Raw genomic sequence first — 15,522 nt, 5'->3', positions numbered from 1 at the left:
CTGGGAGTCGCTTCGTGTACAAAGTAGTCGCAGGAATCGTGTTTGGGCTCGCCGTTGCCGCGTTGCTGATTGGCTCAAATTCAGAGCCGACACGGACGCGGGACTTGTCGCCGCGCAAACTCGCCTACACCGATGCCGCGGCAGCGGTGGACTATTTCGTGCAGAAGCGGGCGCCGGTCGGACAGAAGGAAGTGCCATCGCATCGCTATCGGGAGGCGCTCGCGCAGCGGGACCGGATGGGCAAGACCCGGATCGATGGCGCTTCGGCGAAAGTAGGTACGCCGATTTGGCGTCAGGTCGGGCCGAATCTTGTTGGGGGCCGGACTCGGGCGATTTGGTTTGATACGGGCAACTCACGCACCATGTATGCGGGCGCTGCGAGTGGCGGGGTTTGGAAGAGCATCGATGCCGGCAACTCCTGGAATTTGCCGAGTGACGACATGGCGAATCTGGCGGTCACCAGTATTGTTCAGGAGCCGAACTCGGGTCGGCTCTACGTTGGGACGGGCGAGGGCTTTTACGTCAATCGGCCGGTGTCGCGCAGTCGTGGTGTGCGGGGTGATGGCATCTTTGCGTCCGACGATGGTGGGCAGAGTTGGTTGCAGCTCTCAGCCACGGCAGGCAAGTCGGATTTCGACTATGTGAATCGCTTGTTGCTGTTGCCGGACGGCCGTCTCTTGGCGGCCACTCGCACCGGTGTTTGGGCCAGTGACAATCGCGGCCAGAGTTTCACGCGCGTGCTGCAGGTGCCAATTGTTGAAGGCTGTAGCGATCTCGCCTACAGCGCCGCAACATCACGGGTTCTGGTGTCTTGCGGCATGCACAGTGCGGGCGGCGTGTGGATGTCGGGCAACCGGGGCGAGACCTGGACGAAAGTGTACGGCGACAATGGCGTGGGGCGCACGGGGCTTGCGGTGGCGCCGAGTAATACATCGGTGGTGTATGGCCTGTCGGCGGATCCGATTGACTACGGTGTGCGCCGGGTGGTCCGCTCCAGTGACGGCGGCGCCACCTGGACGACGCGCTACGAGCGTACGACCGCGGCGACGAATGGCAACTTGCTGCTCAGCAATTACTTCAACTTGAGCGAGGACTGCCGGACCTTGAACAGCATTGCCGGGGGCGGCTGGTATCACAATGCGATTGCCGTCCATCCTTTGAACGAAAACGTGATTTATACGGGCGGGGTGGATCTATACCGATCGGGCGATGGCGGCGGCAATTTCGCGCCGATTTCCCGATGGAGTCTGGATGAGAATGCACCCGCCTTTGCGCACGCCGACCAGCATGTGATCGCATTCGAGCCCGGTTACGATGAGGTCGATAAGACCACGTTGTTTGTCGGCAACGATGGCGGAATCCAATCGACCGACAACGCCATGGGCTTCGGCGGGACCAGTGTCTGTACGGAGGCGGGTATCGAGGTGGTTTGGCAGAATCGCAACAACGGTTACTACGTCATGCAGTTCTATCACGGGAGCGTCGCCGAAGACCTCTCGGTGATTGCCGGCGGAATGCAGGACAATGGCACGATGGCGGGGCCGAGTGACGATTCGCAGCGGTGGCGCGATATCTACGGTGGCGATGGCGCGTACACGCTGGTAGATCCGCGCACGCCCAGTGTCCTCTATTACGCATCGCAATGGGCGAACTTGCAGCGCAGTCAAGATGGTGGTCAGACCAGTGTTGGTATAGCCAATGGCATTGGTGCCAACAGCGCTGACTATCAGTTCATCACCCCAATGGCGATCGACCGGGTAAACCCTAATACCCTCTACACCGGCGGACGCGTGGTGTATCGGAGTCTCAATCGAGGCAACAACTGGCAGGCAATTTCGACGACCAGCCTGGACCCGAGCCGGGGTCAGGTGTCGGCAATCGAAGTATCCGAGTTCAACAACCTGCGCGTGGCGGTTGGTTTCGATTCGGGTGCGGTTGCGATCACAGACAATGCCAATGCGAATACGCCGACCTGGCGCGTCGTGCGGCCCCGCACGGGATTCGTGGCTTCGATCACCATCGATCCGGCGAATCAGAATCGGATTTTTGTCGTGTACTCCAATTTTGGTGGCGACAAGGTGTTTCGATCGACCGATGGGGGGCAGACCTTCGTTGCAATCGATGGGACGGATCCGTCCACCAAGCTGCCTGATGTTCCGGCGCACAGTCTGTTGGTCGATCCGCGCGATGGGTCACGCTATTTGCTTGGTACGGATATTGGTCTGTTCGTCGGGCTCAACAACGGTGCGACTTGGCAAGCCGATGCTTCGGGGCTTGGCAATGTGCTGATCGAACGTCTGCAGGCGGTGTCGGCGCCGACGGGGCATGAACTGTTTGCGTTTACCTATGGCCGCGGGATTTTCCGGACGAGCTTGAGTGCCTTACCGTTGCCGAAGGTCAACCCGGGTTGGAGTGGGTTGTGGGTGGAGCAGGGCGTGGACGGGCAGGGCATGCAACTGCTGGCCTTACCTGAGACGGATCAGATGTTGATGTCCTGGTACACGTTCTTGCCGGACGGCGCCCGTGCGACGCGGACCAAGAATCTGTGGCTCCTTGGTCTTGGGGCGGTCAGCAATGGTGTGGTCACGTTCAATGTGTCGGCCGCTGCTGACGGCGTGTTCGATGCTGGCGATCCAAGCGCGCAAGTTCCGGTTGGAACGGTGACGTTGACGATGAATAGTTGTGCGTCGGCGCAGGCCAGCTATTCGTTGACGATTGATGGTGCGGCGGCGGTCGGGCAGATTCCGCTGACGCGGCTGAGCCCGGATACGGTCTGCGACTTGTTCCGGACCAGTGGCGAGGGTGCCTTCAGCATTCTGCCGAGACCGGCAACGCCCGACTTATTCCAGTATGGCCACACCGGTGCGTGGCATGACGCGAGCAAGCCCGGGCAGGGGCTGATTCTGGAAACGATGCCGAATCAGAATCAGATGATTGCGACGTGGTTCACCTATGATTTTGCCGACGTGTTGGGCAATGGCCGGCAATCGCCGATGTGGTTGGCAGCGATCGGGCCGATTTCCGGCAATACGGCAACGTTGAATGTGATTTTGACTACCGGCGGCCGGATTGATCAGGCGGGCGGCATTACGAATACGCCGGTTGGCACGCTGCGATTGACGAGCGCCTCTTGTACCGCGATGCAAGCGGAATACGAACTCGATGTCGCCGGTCAGCGCCGGACCGGCGTGATTCCATTGTCGCGCATCACGGCGGGCACGTTGTGTCGATGATGGGGCGGCTGGCCGCAAGATTGGTTCGGGCCTAAAGGCCCTCCCACAAAAGGCGAATTTGTGGGAGCGGCTTCAGCCGCGAATAGGGCTTGCGGCAAGATTGGTTCGGGCCTGAAGGCCCTCCCACAAAAGGCGAGTTTGTGGGAGCGGCTTCAGCCGTGAATAGGGCTTGCGGCAAGATTGGTTCGGGCCTGAAGGCCCTCCTACAAAAAGCGAATTTGTGGGAGCGGCTTCAGCCGCGAATAGGGCTTGCGGCAAGTTTGATTGGGGCCTGAAGGCCCTCCTACAAAAAGGCGAGTTTGTGGGAGCGGCTTCAGCCGCGAATAGGGCTTGCGGCAAGTTTGATTGGGGCCTGAAGGCCCTCCTACAAAAAGGCGAGTTTGTGGGAGCGGCTTCAGCCGCGAATAGGGCCTGCGGCAAGATTGGTTCGGGCCTGAAGGCCCTCCCACAAAGCGCCGGCCAGTCCGCTGCCTCACTGCCCCACCCGGCTCACCAGTTCGTCGCGACGGCATAAACCAGCGCCAAAGCCGCCATCGCCATCAGAATCAGATACGCGGGCAAGACAAAACGGAGCCACGCCTCAAAGCGCACACCCGCGCCTGCCAAGACCGCCATCATCGCGCCGTTGGTCGGGGTGATCAGTTCGGCCAGACCACCGCCGCTCTGGAACGCCAACACGGCCACTTGTCTGCTAAAGCCGATGACATCGGCAACGGGTGCCATGACCGGCATCGTCAACACGGCCTGGCCGCTGACGCTTGGCACGGGGAAATGGATCAAGGTTTGCGCGCCCATCATGCCCAGCGCCGCCAATACCGGTGGTTGATTCTGCAACGGGGATGACAGCCCGTAGACGATCGTGTCGATCACATGCCCCTGCTCCAGCACGACAAAAATGGCTCGGGCAAATCCGATCAGCAGACCGGCGACCGCCATCTCGCGGAATCCTTCGCCGAACGCTTCGGCCGTGCCACTGATGCCGAGCCCGCCCACGATGCCGGCAAACAGTCCGACCACCAGAAAGATCGCGGACAGTTCGTCGAAGCCGTAACTCCAGTAAATGAGACCAAAGACAAACAGCCCGAAGCCAGCCACGACTGATCCCAGAATCAATCCGGTTCGCGTGGCCGACAGGCCCGGTTTGCTGTCGGCTGCGGTGCGAATCCCGGCTTCGACCGGCGGCTCGATCTGGTGGCGGCGCGCATGCCTCAGCGTCCACGCGATCCAAAAGCCCACGGCCAGCACGAGCAGCACCAGTCGCAAGCCGACGTTCGTGAACGGCGCCAATTCCGCACTCTTTTGCGCCAGCATGACCTGAAATGGATTGATCGGACTCATCGCCGCGCCCACCGCCGCCGCGCCAGCACTCATGGCCACCGCGGTGATTCGATCGAACCCCAATTGCGTTGCCAACAGTACGAGAATCGGTGCCAGAGCAATGATCTCTTCCTGCATGTTTTCGAGCACACCGCCGGCTGCGAAAAACAAACAGCAAGCGGGAATCGCGAGTGCGCGGCGCCGATTCAGCACGCGCGCGAGCGCCAGCAAGGCCAGGCGCAGCGCGCCCGTCCGGTCGATCACCACGAACGCACCGCCAACCAGAAACACCGTAGCAATGACTTGCCCAGCGGCCACCATGCCCTTGGGAACCGCGACCAGCGTTTGCATGACCGACACCGGCGCTTCTGGCACCGCATGATACGAACCGGGGACTACCAACTCGGCGCCGGTTTCGGGGTCGGCGCGACGCTCAAACTGCCCGGCCGGCAGCCAATGGGTTGCCAGCGCCGCGAGCACCACGCAGGCCAGCAAGAGGATCAACGGGTGCGGCAGGCGGATCGACATGGGGGCTCCGTGCAATTTGGGTCCAGGCAGCGCCCAGGGCGGCCCGAGCGTCGCCGCGCCGCAGGCGGTTTGTCAATGTGCGCAAGGATTGTTTGAATGATTGGGATTCGAATCCGGCGCGCTTGCCGCGACGGTCTCGGCCGCAGTGTGCGTTGGCCGCTGTTGGTTTCGCTCAGCAATCGCACCCGTGCGGGGATTGCCGCGTAGCACAATTGACTGCGACATGCATTGACGGTGGTGCTTGACCAAACCCCCGCTCGCTGACAGATTCGGACCAAAGCCAGTCAATGGGGACTGGTCGCCAATCTGAACCGGGAGGGACGTTTGCTATGCCGAAGTACAGTACGCAGCAGATCCGCAACATTGCCTTGACGGGGCACTCCGGTGCCGGGAAAACCACCCTGTTCGAGGCCTTATTGGCGGCCGGTGGCACCATTCAGACCATGGGTTCGGTCGAGCGCGGTTCGACCGTCTCGGATTCCGACCCGATGGAAAAAGATCGTCAGCATTCGCTGAACAGCGCCATTGCATCGATTGATCATGGGGGCATTCACGTCAACCTGATCGACACCCCAGGCTATCCGGATTTTCGGGGGCCAACACTGTCGGCACTCGCGGCGGTCGAGACGTGCGCCATCGTCGTCAATGCGGTCAATGGCGTCGAACACAGTTCGGCGCGCATGATGGAGTACGCGAAGGCGCGGCGTCTGTGTCGCCTCTTGATCGTCAACAAGATCGATCACGCCGAGGCTGATCTGGAGATGCTGGTCGAGCAGTTGCGCGAAGCGTTCGGTTCGGAGTGTCTGCCCATCAACCTGCCGGCGAAGCAGGGCAATGCGGTGGTCGACTGCTTCTTCAAGCCAGATGGCGAGGCCGACTTTTCGTCGGTCAAAGAGGCGCATCAACGAATCATCGATCAAGTCGTTGAAATTAATGAATCGGTGATGGGGCATTACCTGGAAGAAGGCGAGGAAGGCCTCAGTGGCGAGGAACTGCATGATGCGTTCGAGCAGTGTCTTCGCGAAGGGCATCTGGTTCCGATTTGTTTTGTGTCGGCCCGGACTGGGGCTGGTGTCACGGAGCTCTTGGACTTGTTCGAGAAGTTGATGCCATCGCCGTTGGAGGGCAACCCGCCGTTGTTCAGTAAAGGCGAGGCGAGTAGTGCCGAATCGTTCCAGGCGGAGCCGGATCCGAAGAAGCATGTGGTTGCCGATGTGTTCAAGATCATCAACGATCCTTTCGTGGGCAAGCTCGGGGTGTTCCGGATCTATCAAGGTACGGTCAAGCGCGATACCCAGTTGTTTGTCGACGATGGCAAAAAGCCGTTCAAAGTCGGGCATTTATTCAAGCTCCGTGGCAAGGATCACCAGGAAATTGACGACGCGATTCCGGGTGACATCGCGGCGGTGGCCAAGGTGGAGGAAATCCACTTCGATGCAATCCTGCACGATTCCCATGACGAGGATCACATCCGCCTGAAGCCGATCGATTTCCCGCAGCCGATGTTTGGTCTGGCCATCGAGCCGGCAACGCGCGGTCAGGAGCAGAAGCTTGGCTCGGCGTTGCACAAGCTGGAGGAGGAAGATCCTTGCTTTCGGGTTGAGCACAACAAAGAGCTCAACGAGACCGTCATTCGCGGCCTCGGCGAGTTGCACTTGCGAGTCATGTTGGAGCGACTGAAAGAGCGCTATCAGGTGGAAGTCAAATCGCGGCCGCCCAAGATTGCCTATCGCGAAACCGTGTCGTCCAACGCCGACGGGCATCACCGGCACAAGAAGCAGACAGGTGGTGCGGGTCAATTTGGTGAGGTGTTTCTGCGCATTGAACCACTGCCGCGTGGCGGGGGTTTTGAGTTCGTTGACGAAGTCGTCGGCGGTTCGATTCCGGGGCAGTTCCTGCCCGCCATCGAGAAGGGCGTTCGGATGGTGTTGGATCACGGCGCGATTGCCGGCTATTTGCTTCAGGACGTGCGCGTGATTGTCTACGATGGCAAGCACCATCCGGTCGATTCGAAGGAAGTGGCATTTGTCTCGGCAGGCAAGAAGGCGTTTCTCGACGCCATCACCAAAGCTCGTCCGATCATTCTGGAGCCAATCGTCAACCTCGATGTGGTGGTGCCTGAAACGGCGATGGGCGATGTCACCGGTGGTCTCGCGACCAAGCGCGCGCGCATCAATGGGACCGATTCGCAGCGGGGTGGCGAAATCATCGTCAAGGCGCAGGTGCCGTTGGCCGAGATTGCTGACTATTCCAATGAGTTGAAAGCCGTCAGTGGTGGCATGGGGCGTTATTCGATCGAGTTCAGCCACTACGAGGCGGTGCCACCGCTTGTCCAGAAGCAGCTATCGGAAGCCTTCAAGCCGAAAGCTGACGAGGATTGATTCGGCGCGGTGTGCGTCTGGCATAGCACTGGCGATCGCAGCTGCTGCGGTCGCCATTTTTTTTGCCAGAACGAACTGTTCTGGCCCGAAACATGCCGAGTTTGTGCGCGTCGCGGCGATCCATGAATTGGGCATGAATTGAAATCACCATGCCGATGACTTTGAGCCTAGTGACATTTGGGGTGCGCTGGACTAAACCAGTTCCATGATTCGACGCATCGTTGAAGAGACGCCGAAGCTGGTCTGAATGGTCTGAATGGTCTGAATGGTCGGGATGCCTGGCGCATTCCGAATCCACCCCGACCGAGTTCGGTTCAACTCTTCGCGCAATGAGATCAATCTTGCCGGGGCTAGGCGCGAAACGCGCCCTGTCCCACGTTTCGGTTGCAACGAAGGCGACTGCCCCTAACTACTTGTGGAGATCCGATTAACCATGTTGCTGTCGAACCTCCAACGTGCTGCGTCTTTGGCTGATCAGCGCCTGCAGATTGGAGCGTTTGAAGTGGATTTGGCGGCGCGTGAGGTCATCGACCCGAGCAACGGGCAAGTGCATCGCATTACCGACAAGGCGCGTGCGGTGTTGGCCGAGCTGATTCTTGCCCAAGGCCAGGTGGTCAAGCGCGAGTGGTTGATGGACCGAGTGTGGGCGGGCACGCTGCCAACGGGCGATGTCCTCACCCAGGCCATCACGACGTTGCGCAAGGCGTTTCGCGACGATGCCGAAAACCCGCGCTATATCGAGACCATCGCCAAGATGGGCTATCGATTGTTGGCTGAGGTCACCATCCTGGATAAGCCGAGTCGGCCGTTGCCGAGCTTGAGCGTCGTGACGCCGTCAGCCGTTTCCGGGACCGCGCCTGTTGGCGACTCGCAAGCCCGCATGCAACCCGATCATGCCGCATCGATTGCGGCCACGCCGGAATCCAGTTGGCTGGCGCGTTATCGCGTGCCGGTGGCTTGGGCGGCTGCGTGGCTTGTTCTGGGGCTTGCTATGGCCGCCGCGTTTTGGGCAGCCGACAGCGACCGGGACGCGCCAGTGGCAGCTGGTAACGCTGGGAATGATGGTTGGGTCGAGAACGCGGTGATCATTGCATCCGCACCCGCGCACGAGTACATGCCAAGGCTCAGTCCGGACGGCACGCGTGTGGTCTACTCGAGTCTCGCGCCAGATGCTCACCACGCAAGGTTGATCTTGCAGCCCGCAAACGTCGGTGGCGGCCGGATCGTACTCACCGACTCCAACGACGCGTTGTCTGACAACGCACCGATTTGGACCACAGATGGGCAGAACATCGCGTTCATTCGACGGGGTGACGGCCCTGGTTGCACGTTGATGATGGTGTCGGCATTGGGTGGCGTGCCGCGCGCGCTTGGTGATTGCAGCCAGGCATCGTTGCCATTTTTTGATTTGTCGCCCGACAATCGGCAGCTCGTTATGTCGATTCGATCGACGCAGGGGCGCGAGTTCAGCAGCCTGCACGTGCTGGATCTGGCCACCGGACGTTGGTCACCGATCGAGTACCCCGTGCAGGAAGGGGATCTCGATTTCGAGCCGCGCTTTTCCCCGGATGGCCAATGGCTGGCGTTTCGACGGGGTCTGAGCGCAGGAGACATCTGGGTCGTGCCGGCCAAGGGCGGCACCCCGAGACGCCTGACTCGGCTGTCTACTGATATTCGCGGTCTGGACTTCACACCCGATGGATTGGGGATCGTGTTCTCGGCAATCTATCCGGAGGGGCTTGGTTTGTTCCGGGTCGATATCGCCACTGGCGATTTGGGCTTGACGCGCTTGGAAGAAGCCGTGTTCCCGGACATCTCAGCGGCCGGCAACATGGTTTATGAGCGCTCCGACGATCGAACCCAAATGCTGGCATTGTCCGACGCCCCGGGCGCCGCGCCGGAGCCGTTGCCGTTTGCGTCGAATGCGGGCGATTTGCTCCTGTCTTATTCACCCGACGGCAAATCAGCCGCCTTCTACTCGGATCGATCCGGCGCGTTTTTGGTCTGGCTGGTGCAGCTTGCCAGTCCGGAAAGTGCCGAGCCCGTGCCCACGGTCATGCCGATGGCGCGATTCGCGCCGTTCTGGTCGGCAGACGGTCAGCGTATCCTGATCAACGGCAGCGGGCAGGAAGGGTTTGGGTTGTACGAAATCGATGTTGCCCGCCGCCGTGCCACCAAATTGCCGCTGCCGACCCATGAGTACCGGTTTGGTCAATACGTGGGCGACCAACTGCTGATCGGGTGGGTGGGCGAGCGTGAAGGCGAACTCGGACTGTTTGTTCGTGAGGGCGACGGGCTGCGCGAGATCGCGCATCGCGCAGATGTGGCCGCAGCATGGTACGACAGCCTCCGCAAACGCATCGTATTCACCAAGGTCGGGCGTTTTGGACTGTATGCCACTGACTTGAAATTCACGACGGAATCGATGCTTCTGGACGCATTGCCCATGCCGAAGTATTACCGGCGCTGGCTGATCACCCAGCACGATGAGTTCGTGGCGATGGACGCCGATTCGCGCGGTGCTTACTTGTATCGCGGGCCCATGTCGGACTTGTCGATCGAGCGCATGTTGGTCACGCCGCTCAGCTATCCCGATGCTTCGGGAATCGCCGAGGCGCCCGACGGCAGACTGGTCTATTCGGTCTCCGATGGCCGCGGCAGTGATGTGGGGCTGCTTGAAAAGCTCCCTGTCTTCAAGCCCTATCACATTCCTTGAGACTCAAAGCTAGGGCCTGACGCGGCGGCAGCGACGTTGCCCCGGCTAGAACATTGCGGCTGATGAAACTTTCGGGCTAGGCTAGGGGCCTGTGCGGCAAAAAGCGCCTGTGCTCCCCAAAAAATCAATTACTTGCGTGACGGCGGAGCGGTCACGGAAGTGATTCCGAAGCCAAAATCGTGTCCGGACATGCGTCGGACTCGAAACGGCGGTCGGTGGACAGGATGTGCGACGACTTTCATGCCGGATTTATCGCTTATTTTGATCGGCCCGAGCGGGCCCGGATGCCATGCAAGAACAATACGATGCCAAGTCGGTCGAACAGGCCGCGCAACAATTCTGGTCCACCCATCGTGCCTTTGAAGTGCGCGAGGATTTGAGCAAGCCGAAGTACTTCTGCTTGTCGATGTTGCCGTATCCGTCTGGTGCGTTGCACATGGGACATGTGCGCAACTACACGATCGGCGACGTGATGAGCCGGCACAAGCGCATGTTGGGGTTCAACGTGCTGCAGCCGATGGGTTGGGATGCGTTTGGATTGCCGGCCGAGAACGCGGCGATCAAGAACAAGACTGCGCCCGCCAAGTGGACCTACGCGAATATCGGCCACATGCGCGAGCAGCTCAAGGCCATGGGCTACGCGATTGACTGGACACGCGAATTCGCGACCTGTTCGCCGGACTATTATCGCTGGGAGCAACTGTTCTTCACGCGGCTCTACAAGAAGGGCCTCGTGTATCGAAAGAACGCGATGGTCAATTGGGACCCGGTTGATCAGACGGTGTTGGCCAACGAGCAGGTCGTCGATGGCCGCGGCTGGCGTTCTGGCGCAATCGTCGAGCGGCGCGAGATTCCGCAATGGTTCTTCAAGATCACGGCGTATGCCGACGAGTTGTTGAACGAACTGGACAACCTGCCGGGCTGGCCAGATGCGGTCAAGATCATGCAGAAAAACTGGATCGGACGTTCCGAGGGTCTGAACATCCGGTTTGCCATTGATGGCAGCGCCGACTCGCTGACGGTGTACACGACGCGCCCCGACACGTTGATGGGCGTGACCTTTGTGTCCATTGCCGCCGAGCACCCGCTCGCCCTGAAGGCTGCTGAGTCGAACGCCGACTTGGCCACCTTCCTGGCCGAGTGCAAGACCGCCGCCGTCAATGAGGCGGCCATGGAAACCATGGAAAAGCGCGGCATGGCCACGGGCTTGTTTGCCGTGCACCCGGTCACTGGCGCCAAGGTGCCTGTGTGGGTCGCCAACTTCGTGCTGTTCGGTTACGGCACGGGGGCGGTGATGGCCGTGCCGGGGCACGACGAGCGCGATCATGAGTTCGCACGCAAGTATGGCCTGCCGATCGTGCAAGTGATCCGCCCGAACGACGGGGCCGAGATCGACGTGCAGGCAGCGGCGCACACCGACCACGGCTTGCTGATCAATTCCGGTGCCTACGATGGCATGACTTACAGCCAGGCGTTCAATGCGCTTGCCGAACGGTTTGAGAAAGCCGGTTGCGGCTCGCGCCAGGTCAACTTCCGTCTGCGTGATTGGGGCGTGTCGCGGCAACGCTATTGGGGCTGCCCGATCCCGATCATCTACTGCCCGAAGTGCGATGCGGTGCCGGTGCCGGAAGATCAGCTGCCGGTCGTGCTGCCAGAAGATGTGGCGTTCAGCGGCGTGCAGTCGCCGATCAAGGCCGATCCGGAATGGCGGAAGTGCGTGTGCCCGATTTGCGGCGGCCCTGCCGAACGCGAAACCGACACATTCGACACGTTCATGGAGTCGAGTTGGTACTACGCACGTTACACGTCGCCCGGCGCAACCGACTTGGTCGATGAGCGCGCGAACTACTGGCTTCCGGTCGATCAGTACATTGGTGGGATCGAGCACGCGATCTTGCATCTCTTGTACTTCCGCTTCTTCCACAAGCTGATGCGTGACACCGGTCTCGTGCACACGAACGAGCCGGCAACGAATCTGTTGTGCCAGGGCATGGTGGTGGCCGAAACCTTCTACCGCGACGCCGAGAATGGCGGCAAGGACTGGTTTAATCCGGCCGATGTCGATGTGGAAACCGATGAGCGTGGCAAAGTCATTGGCGCCAAGCTGAAGTCGGACGGTCGCCCGGTGGGCATTGGCCCGACCGAGAAGATGTCGAAATCGAAAAACAACGGCGTGGATCCGGCGGTGATGGTCAATCAGTTTGGTGCTGATACCGTGCGCCTGTTCTCGATGTTTGCCGCGCCGCCGGAGTTGTCGCTGGATTGGAACGAGCAGGGCGTCGAGGGTATGAGTCGCTTCCTGCGCCGTTTGTGGCGAGAAGTGCGCGACCATGTGCAAGCCGGTCCGGTTGCGGCGCTGAATGCGACCGCGTTGACGGCGGACCAGAAAACGCTGCGGCGCAAAGTGCACGAGACCATTCAGAAAGTGGCTGACGATGTGGGTCGCCGCCATACTTACAACACTGCCATTGCGGCCGTGATGGAGCTGATGAACGCAATCGGCAAATTTGGCGATCGCAGCCCCGATGCGCGCGCCGTTCTGCAAGAAGCCTGGTCGTCGGTCGTGCTGCTGCTGAATCCGATCACACCGCACATCTGCCACAGTCTGTGGCAAGCGCTTGGTCACGCCGAAACGTTGCTGGAAGACTTGCCGTATCCGAAACCGGATCCGGTGGCGCTGATCAAGGACACGTTGCAATTGGCGGTGCAGGTCAATGGCAAGCTGCGCGCAACCATTGAGGTTCCGGCGTCGGCGACCCAGCCTGAGATCGAGCAGACGGCGCTGGCTGAAGAGCAAGTACAGCGCTTTATCAATGGCGCGGCGATCAAGAAGATCATTATCGTGCCGGGTCGAATCGTCAACATCGTGGTGGCTGCATGAAACTGCTCATTCGGTTTGTTCTGTTGTTGGCGGCATTGACGCTGGCGGGATGCGGGTTTCATCTGCGCGAAGCCAAGCCCTTGAGCCCCACGCTGAGTCGGGTCCAGATCGAGGCCTCGGATCCGTTCTCGACGGTGCCGCTGGCGTTGGCACGCGCACTTCGCGAGCGCGGTGCGGCGGTCGGGCCGGGCGCAGGCGCGTCGGTACTGAAGATCACGCGCGATGAAGCCGTCACCGAACCGCTGACGATTGGCGGCCAGGCGCGCGTGCAGGAATACCGAGTGATCCTGCGTATCACATTCGAACTGCGTGATGCCGACGGCAAGGTCTTGCTGGACAGCACAACCATTGAACGTCAGCGCGATTACCGTTTCGATGAGACCCAGGCGCTTGGCGCCAGTTCGGAAGACGAGCGTGTGCGTGACGAACTCCGGCGCGAGCAGATCTACGCGTTGCTGCGGGCGCTCGAAGCGGTTCGCTGATGTCCTGGAACCTGGCTCAGCTGGATCGCCATCTGCGCGAGGCCAAGGCGCTGGCGACGGCTTACCTGATTGCCGGCGAGGAACATTTGCTGGTGCTGGAAGCGGCTGACCGCGTGCGCGCACGGGCCAAGGCGTTGGGATTCAGCGAGCGTCAGGTGCTGGACGCAGAGTCCGGCTTTGATTGGGATGAGTTGGCGCGTGCAGGCGCCAGTCTGTCGCTGTTTGCCAGTCAGCGCCTGATTGATCTGCGCATGCCGGGCGGCAAACCCGGCAATGATGGCTCCGAGGCCATTCAACAGTTCTGTGCCACAGCGCCCCCAGATACGTGTCTCCTGATCACCTGCACGACCTGGGGCAAGGCGCACGAAGGCAAGTGGGTTCAGGCCATTGAGCGAGCGGGCGGTTACCTGCCGATCTGGCCGTTGCGACGCGAGGATCTCGATGGCTGGATCGCCGAGCGCGCCCGCAGTCGGAGTGTCCAGCTCAGCGGCGATGCGGTGGCTGCCATTGCTGAACGGGTCGAGGGCAATCTACTGGCCGCCGCGCAAGAGATCGACAAACTCAAACTGCTGATGCCCGATGCGCGCATCGATGCGCCGACGGTGGTCCAGGTGATGGCCGACAGCGCCCGATATGATGTGTTTTCACTGGTTGATGCGGCCTTGGTGGGTGACGCGGCGCGCGTGGTCCGCGTGTTGCGCGGTCTCAAGGCCGAAGGCGAAATGGTCCCGGGCCTGATGGGGTGGTTTCTGACCCAGCTACAAGCTTTGGTTCGGTTGAGCCAATTGGCGCCGAGCCAACAAGCCGCAGCGCTGCCGCAAGAGCGTATCTACGGGCCCAGGCAACAAATCGTGCGCAAGGCCTTGGCGCGCGGCGATCGGGCGTTCTGGGAGCAGCGGTTGCGCGAGGCCGCGGAGGTCGACCGGTTGGGCAAGGGGCGCGGAACCGGCGACGCCTATCTTGCGTTTGAGCGGCTATTGTTGAGAATCGCAGATAGACGGAAGTTCGGCGCACTTTGAGCGCCAGGGGCCGGCCCTGATGGGGCGGCGTCGGGCGGGCAGAATGCGCTCGGGCGGGAGGCGGTTGCCCAGGCAGCGGTCTTTGGCCCGAGTTCTGGCCGGCTTGACGTTCATTTGAGATTGGTCAGCATTCGTTGCGGCAGGGGTTTGCCCATTGCTGTCGGGGAAAGTTTCTGGCTAGTCTCGGCTGGAACGGGACCGGGCCGGGTTGATCGACTCGGCCGGGTACGCTCATCAAGAACAAGGACCGGTTTGATGCTTGCAATGTTCGGGGGGACATTTGACCCCATCCACAATGCCCACCTCACGGTAGCCCGTGAAGCGCACAAAGCCCTGGGGGGCGAACTGCGCATGGTGCCGGCGCAAGTGCCGCCCCATCGTGATCAGCCGGTGGCATCTCCCGAACAACGTCTGGCGATGCTCAAGCTGGCCGTGGCGGATCATCCTGGGCTGGGCGTCGACGAGCGTGAAATCCAGCGTTCCGGGCCCAGCTACAGTTTCGATACGCTGTGCGAGTTGCGCCGAGAGGTTGGTGCCGCCAGCCCACTCGTGCTGGTGCTGGGGGCCGACGCGTTCGCCCATTTCGATTCCTGGTTCCGCTGGCGCGATATTTTCAAAGTCGCGCATGTGCTGGTGCTGACCCGACCGCGCGCGCCGAGCCGCGGCAGTTGGACCAACGATCTTGAAGGCTACGTGCGGCCGCGCATTGTGGCCCGGGCTACCATGCTGCGCCAACGCGCTGCGGGCATGATCGCCAGCCTGGGCGTCACGCCGATGCTCGTTTCGGCGAGCGATATCCGCGCCAAGTTGGCGGCCGGCGAATCGGTCGAGAGCCTGCTGCCAAAGCCCGTGCTGGCCTATATCGAGCAGCACAAACTCTATCGCTGACCAACGTCGCACGGCAGTGGGGGCGATCCGACGCACGCGAACGCTGTCGGCCGGCTATCCCGAATTCGTGTGGGCCG

At 61.0% G+C, this 15,522-nt stretch carries 8 protein-coding genes; 7 read left to right on the top strand and 1 reads right to left on the bottom strand.

Features of this window, described 5'->3' with window-relative positions; translation table 11 throughout:
• The first annotated feature begins 14 nt into the window (after positions 1 to 14).
• Positions 15 to 3,233, top strand: a complete 3,219-nt coding sequence (locus C7S18_RS12525) for a beta propeller repeat protein (protein ID WP_106891893.1) — start codon at positions 15 to 17, stop codon at positions 3,231 to 3,233.
• A gap of 489 nt (positions 3,234 to 3,722) precedes the next feature.
• Here the strand turns inward: C7S18_RS12525 and C7S18_RS12515 are convergent, their stop codons facing one another.
• On the bottom strand, positions 3,723 to 5,078 hold the full coding sequence (locus C7S18_RS12515; RefSeq protein ID WP_106891891.1) for a YfcC family protein: 1,356 nt from the start codon (positions 5,076 to 5,078) through the stop codon (positions 3,723 to 3,725).
• A 329-nt stretch (positions 5,079 to 5,407) separates the two neighbouring features.
• Between C7S18_RS12515 and fusA the strand changes: the two genes are divergently transcribed.
• From fusA to nadD, 6 genes are all read left to right on the top strand, one after another.
• On the top strand, positions 5,408 to 7,459 hold the full coding sequence (fusA, locus tag C7S18_RS12510) for an elongation factor G (protein WP_106891890.1): 2,052 nt from the start codon (positions 5,408 to 5,410) through the stop codon (positions 7,457 to 7,459).
• Between the two features lie 433 nt (positions 7,460 to 7,892).
• Complete coding sequence (locus C7S18_RS12505; protein ID WP_106891889.1) at positions 7,893 to 10,175, top strand: winged helix-turn-helix domain-containing protein; 2,283 nt, start codon at positions 7,893 to 7,895, stop codon at positions 10,173 to 10,175.
• Between the two features lie 289 nt (positions 10,176 to 10,464).
• Positions 10,465 to 13,056 (top strand): leucine--tRNA ligase, encoded by a 2,592-nt coding sequence (gene leuS, locus C7S18_RS12500; RefSeq protein WP_106891888.1) that lies wholly within the window; start codon positions 10,465 to 10,467, stop codon positions 13,054 to 13,056.
• Positions 13,053 to 13,538 carry an LPS-assembly lipoprotein LptE gene (locus C7S18_RS12495; protein ID WP_106891887.1) on the top strand — a complete coding sequence of 162 codons (486 nt, stop codon included), beginning with the start codon at positions 13,053 to 13,055 and terminating at the stop codon, positions 13,536 to 13,538. Before leuS ends, C7S18_RS12495 begins: the two co-directional genes overlap by 4 nt.
• Positions 13,538 to 14,557, top strand: coding sequence for a DNA polymerase III subunit delta (gene holA, locus C7S18_RS12490; RefSeq protein WP_106891886.1), 1,020 nt, complete (start codon positions 13,538 to 13,540; stop codon positions 14,555 to 14,557). Before C7S18_RS12495 ends, holA begins: the two co-directional genes overlap by 1 nt.
• 255 nt (positions 14,558 to 14,812) lie before the next feature.
• The gene (gene nadD, locus C7S18_RS12485; protein WP_106891885.1) at positions 14,813 to 15,445 is read left to right on the top strand and encodes a nicotinate-nucleotide adenylyltransferase; all 633 of its coding nucleotides are present in this window, start codon (positions 14,813 to 14,815) and stop codon (positions 15,443 to 15,445) included.
• Positions 15,446 to 15,522 lie beyond the last annotated feature (77 nt).

The organism is Ahniella affigens, from assembly GCF_003015185.1.
GTDB lineage: Bacteria > Pseudomonadota > Gammaproteobacteria > Xanthomonadales > Ahniellaceae > Ahniella > Ahniella affigens.
This window is presented reverse-complemented; position numbering and strand designations above follow the sequence as displayed.

Coding starts and splice junctions, on each gene's coding strand:
- C7S18_RS12515 (WP_106891891.1), bottom strand. CDS start 5,078: ATGTCGATCCGCCTGCCGCACCCGTTGATCCTCTTGCTGGCCTGCGTG.
- fusA (WP_106891890.1), top strand. CDS start 5,408: ATGCCGAAGTACAGTACGCAGCAGATCCGCAACATTGCCTTGACGGGG.
- C7S18_RS12505 (WP_106891889.1), top strand. CDS start 7,893: ATGTTGCTGTCGAACCTCCAACGTGCTGCGTCTTTGGCTGATCAGCGC.
- leuS (WP_106891888.1), top strand. CDS start 10,465: ATGCAAGAACAATACGATGCCAAGTCGGTCGAACAGGCCGCGCAACAA.
- C7S18_RS12495 (WP_106891887.1), top strand. CDS start 13,053: ATGAAACTGCTCATTCGGTTTGTTCTGTTGTTGGCGGCATTGACGCTG.
- holA (WP_106891886.1), top strand. CDS start 13,538: ATGTCCTGGAACCTGGCTCAGCTGGATCGCCATCTGCGCGAGGCCAAG.
- nadD (WP_106891885.1), top strand. CDS start 14,813: ATGCTTGCAATGTTCGGGGGGACATTTGACCCCATCCACAATGCCCAC.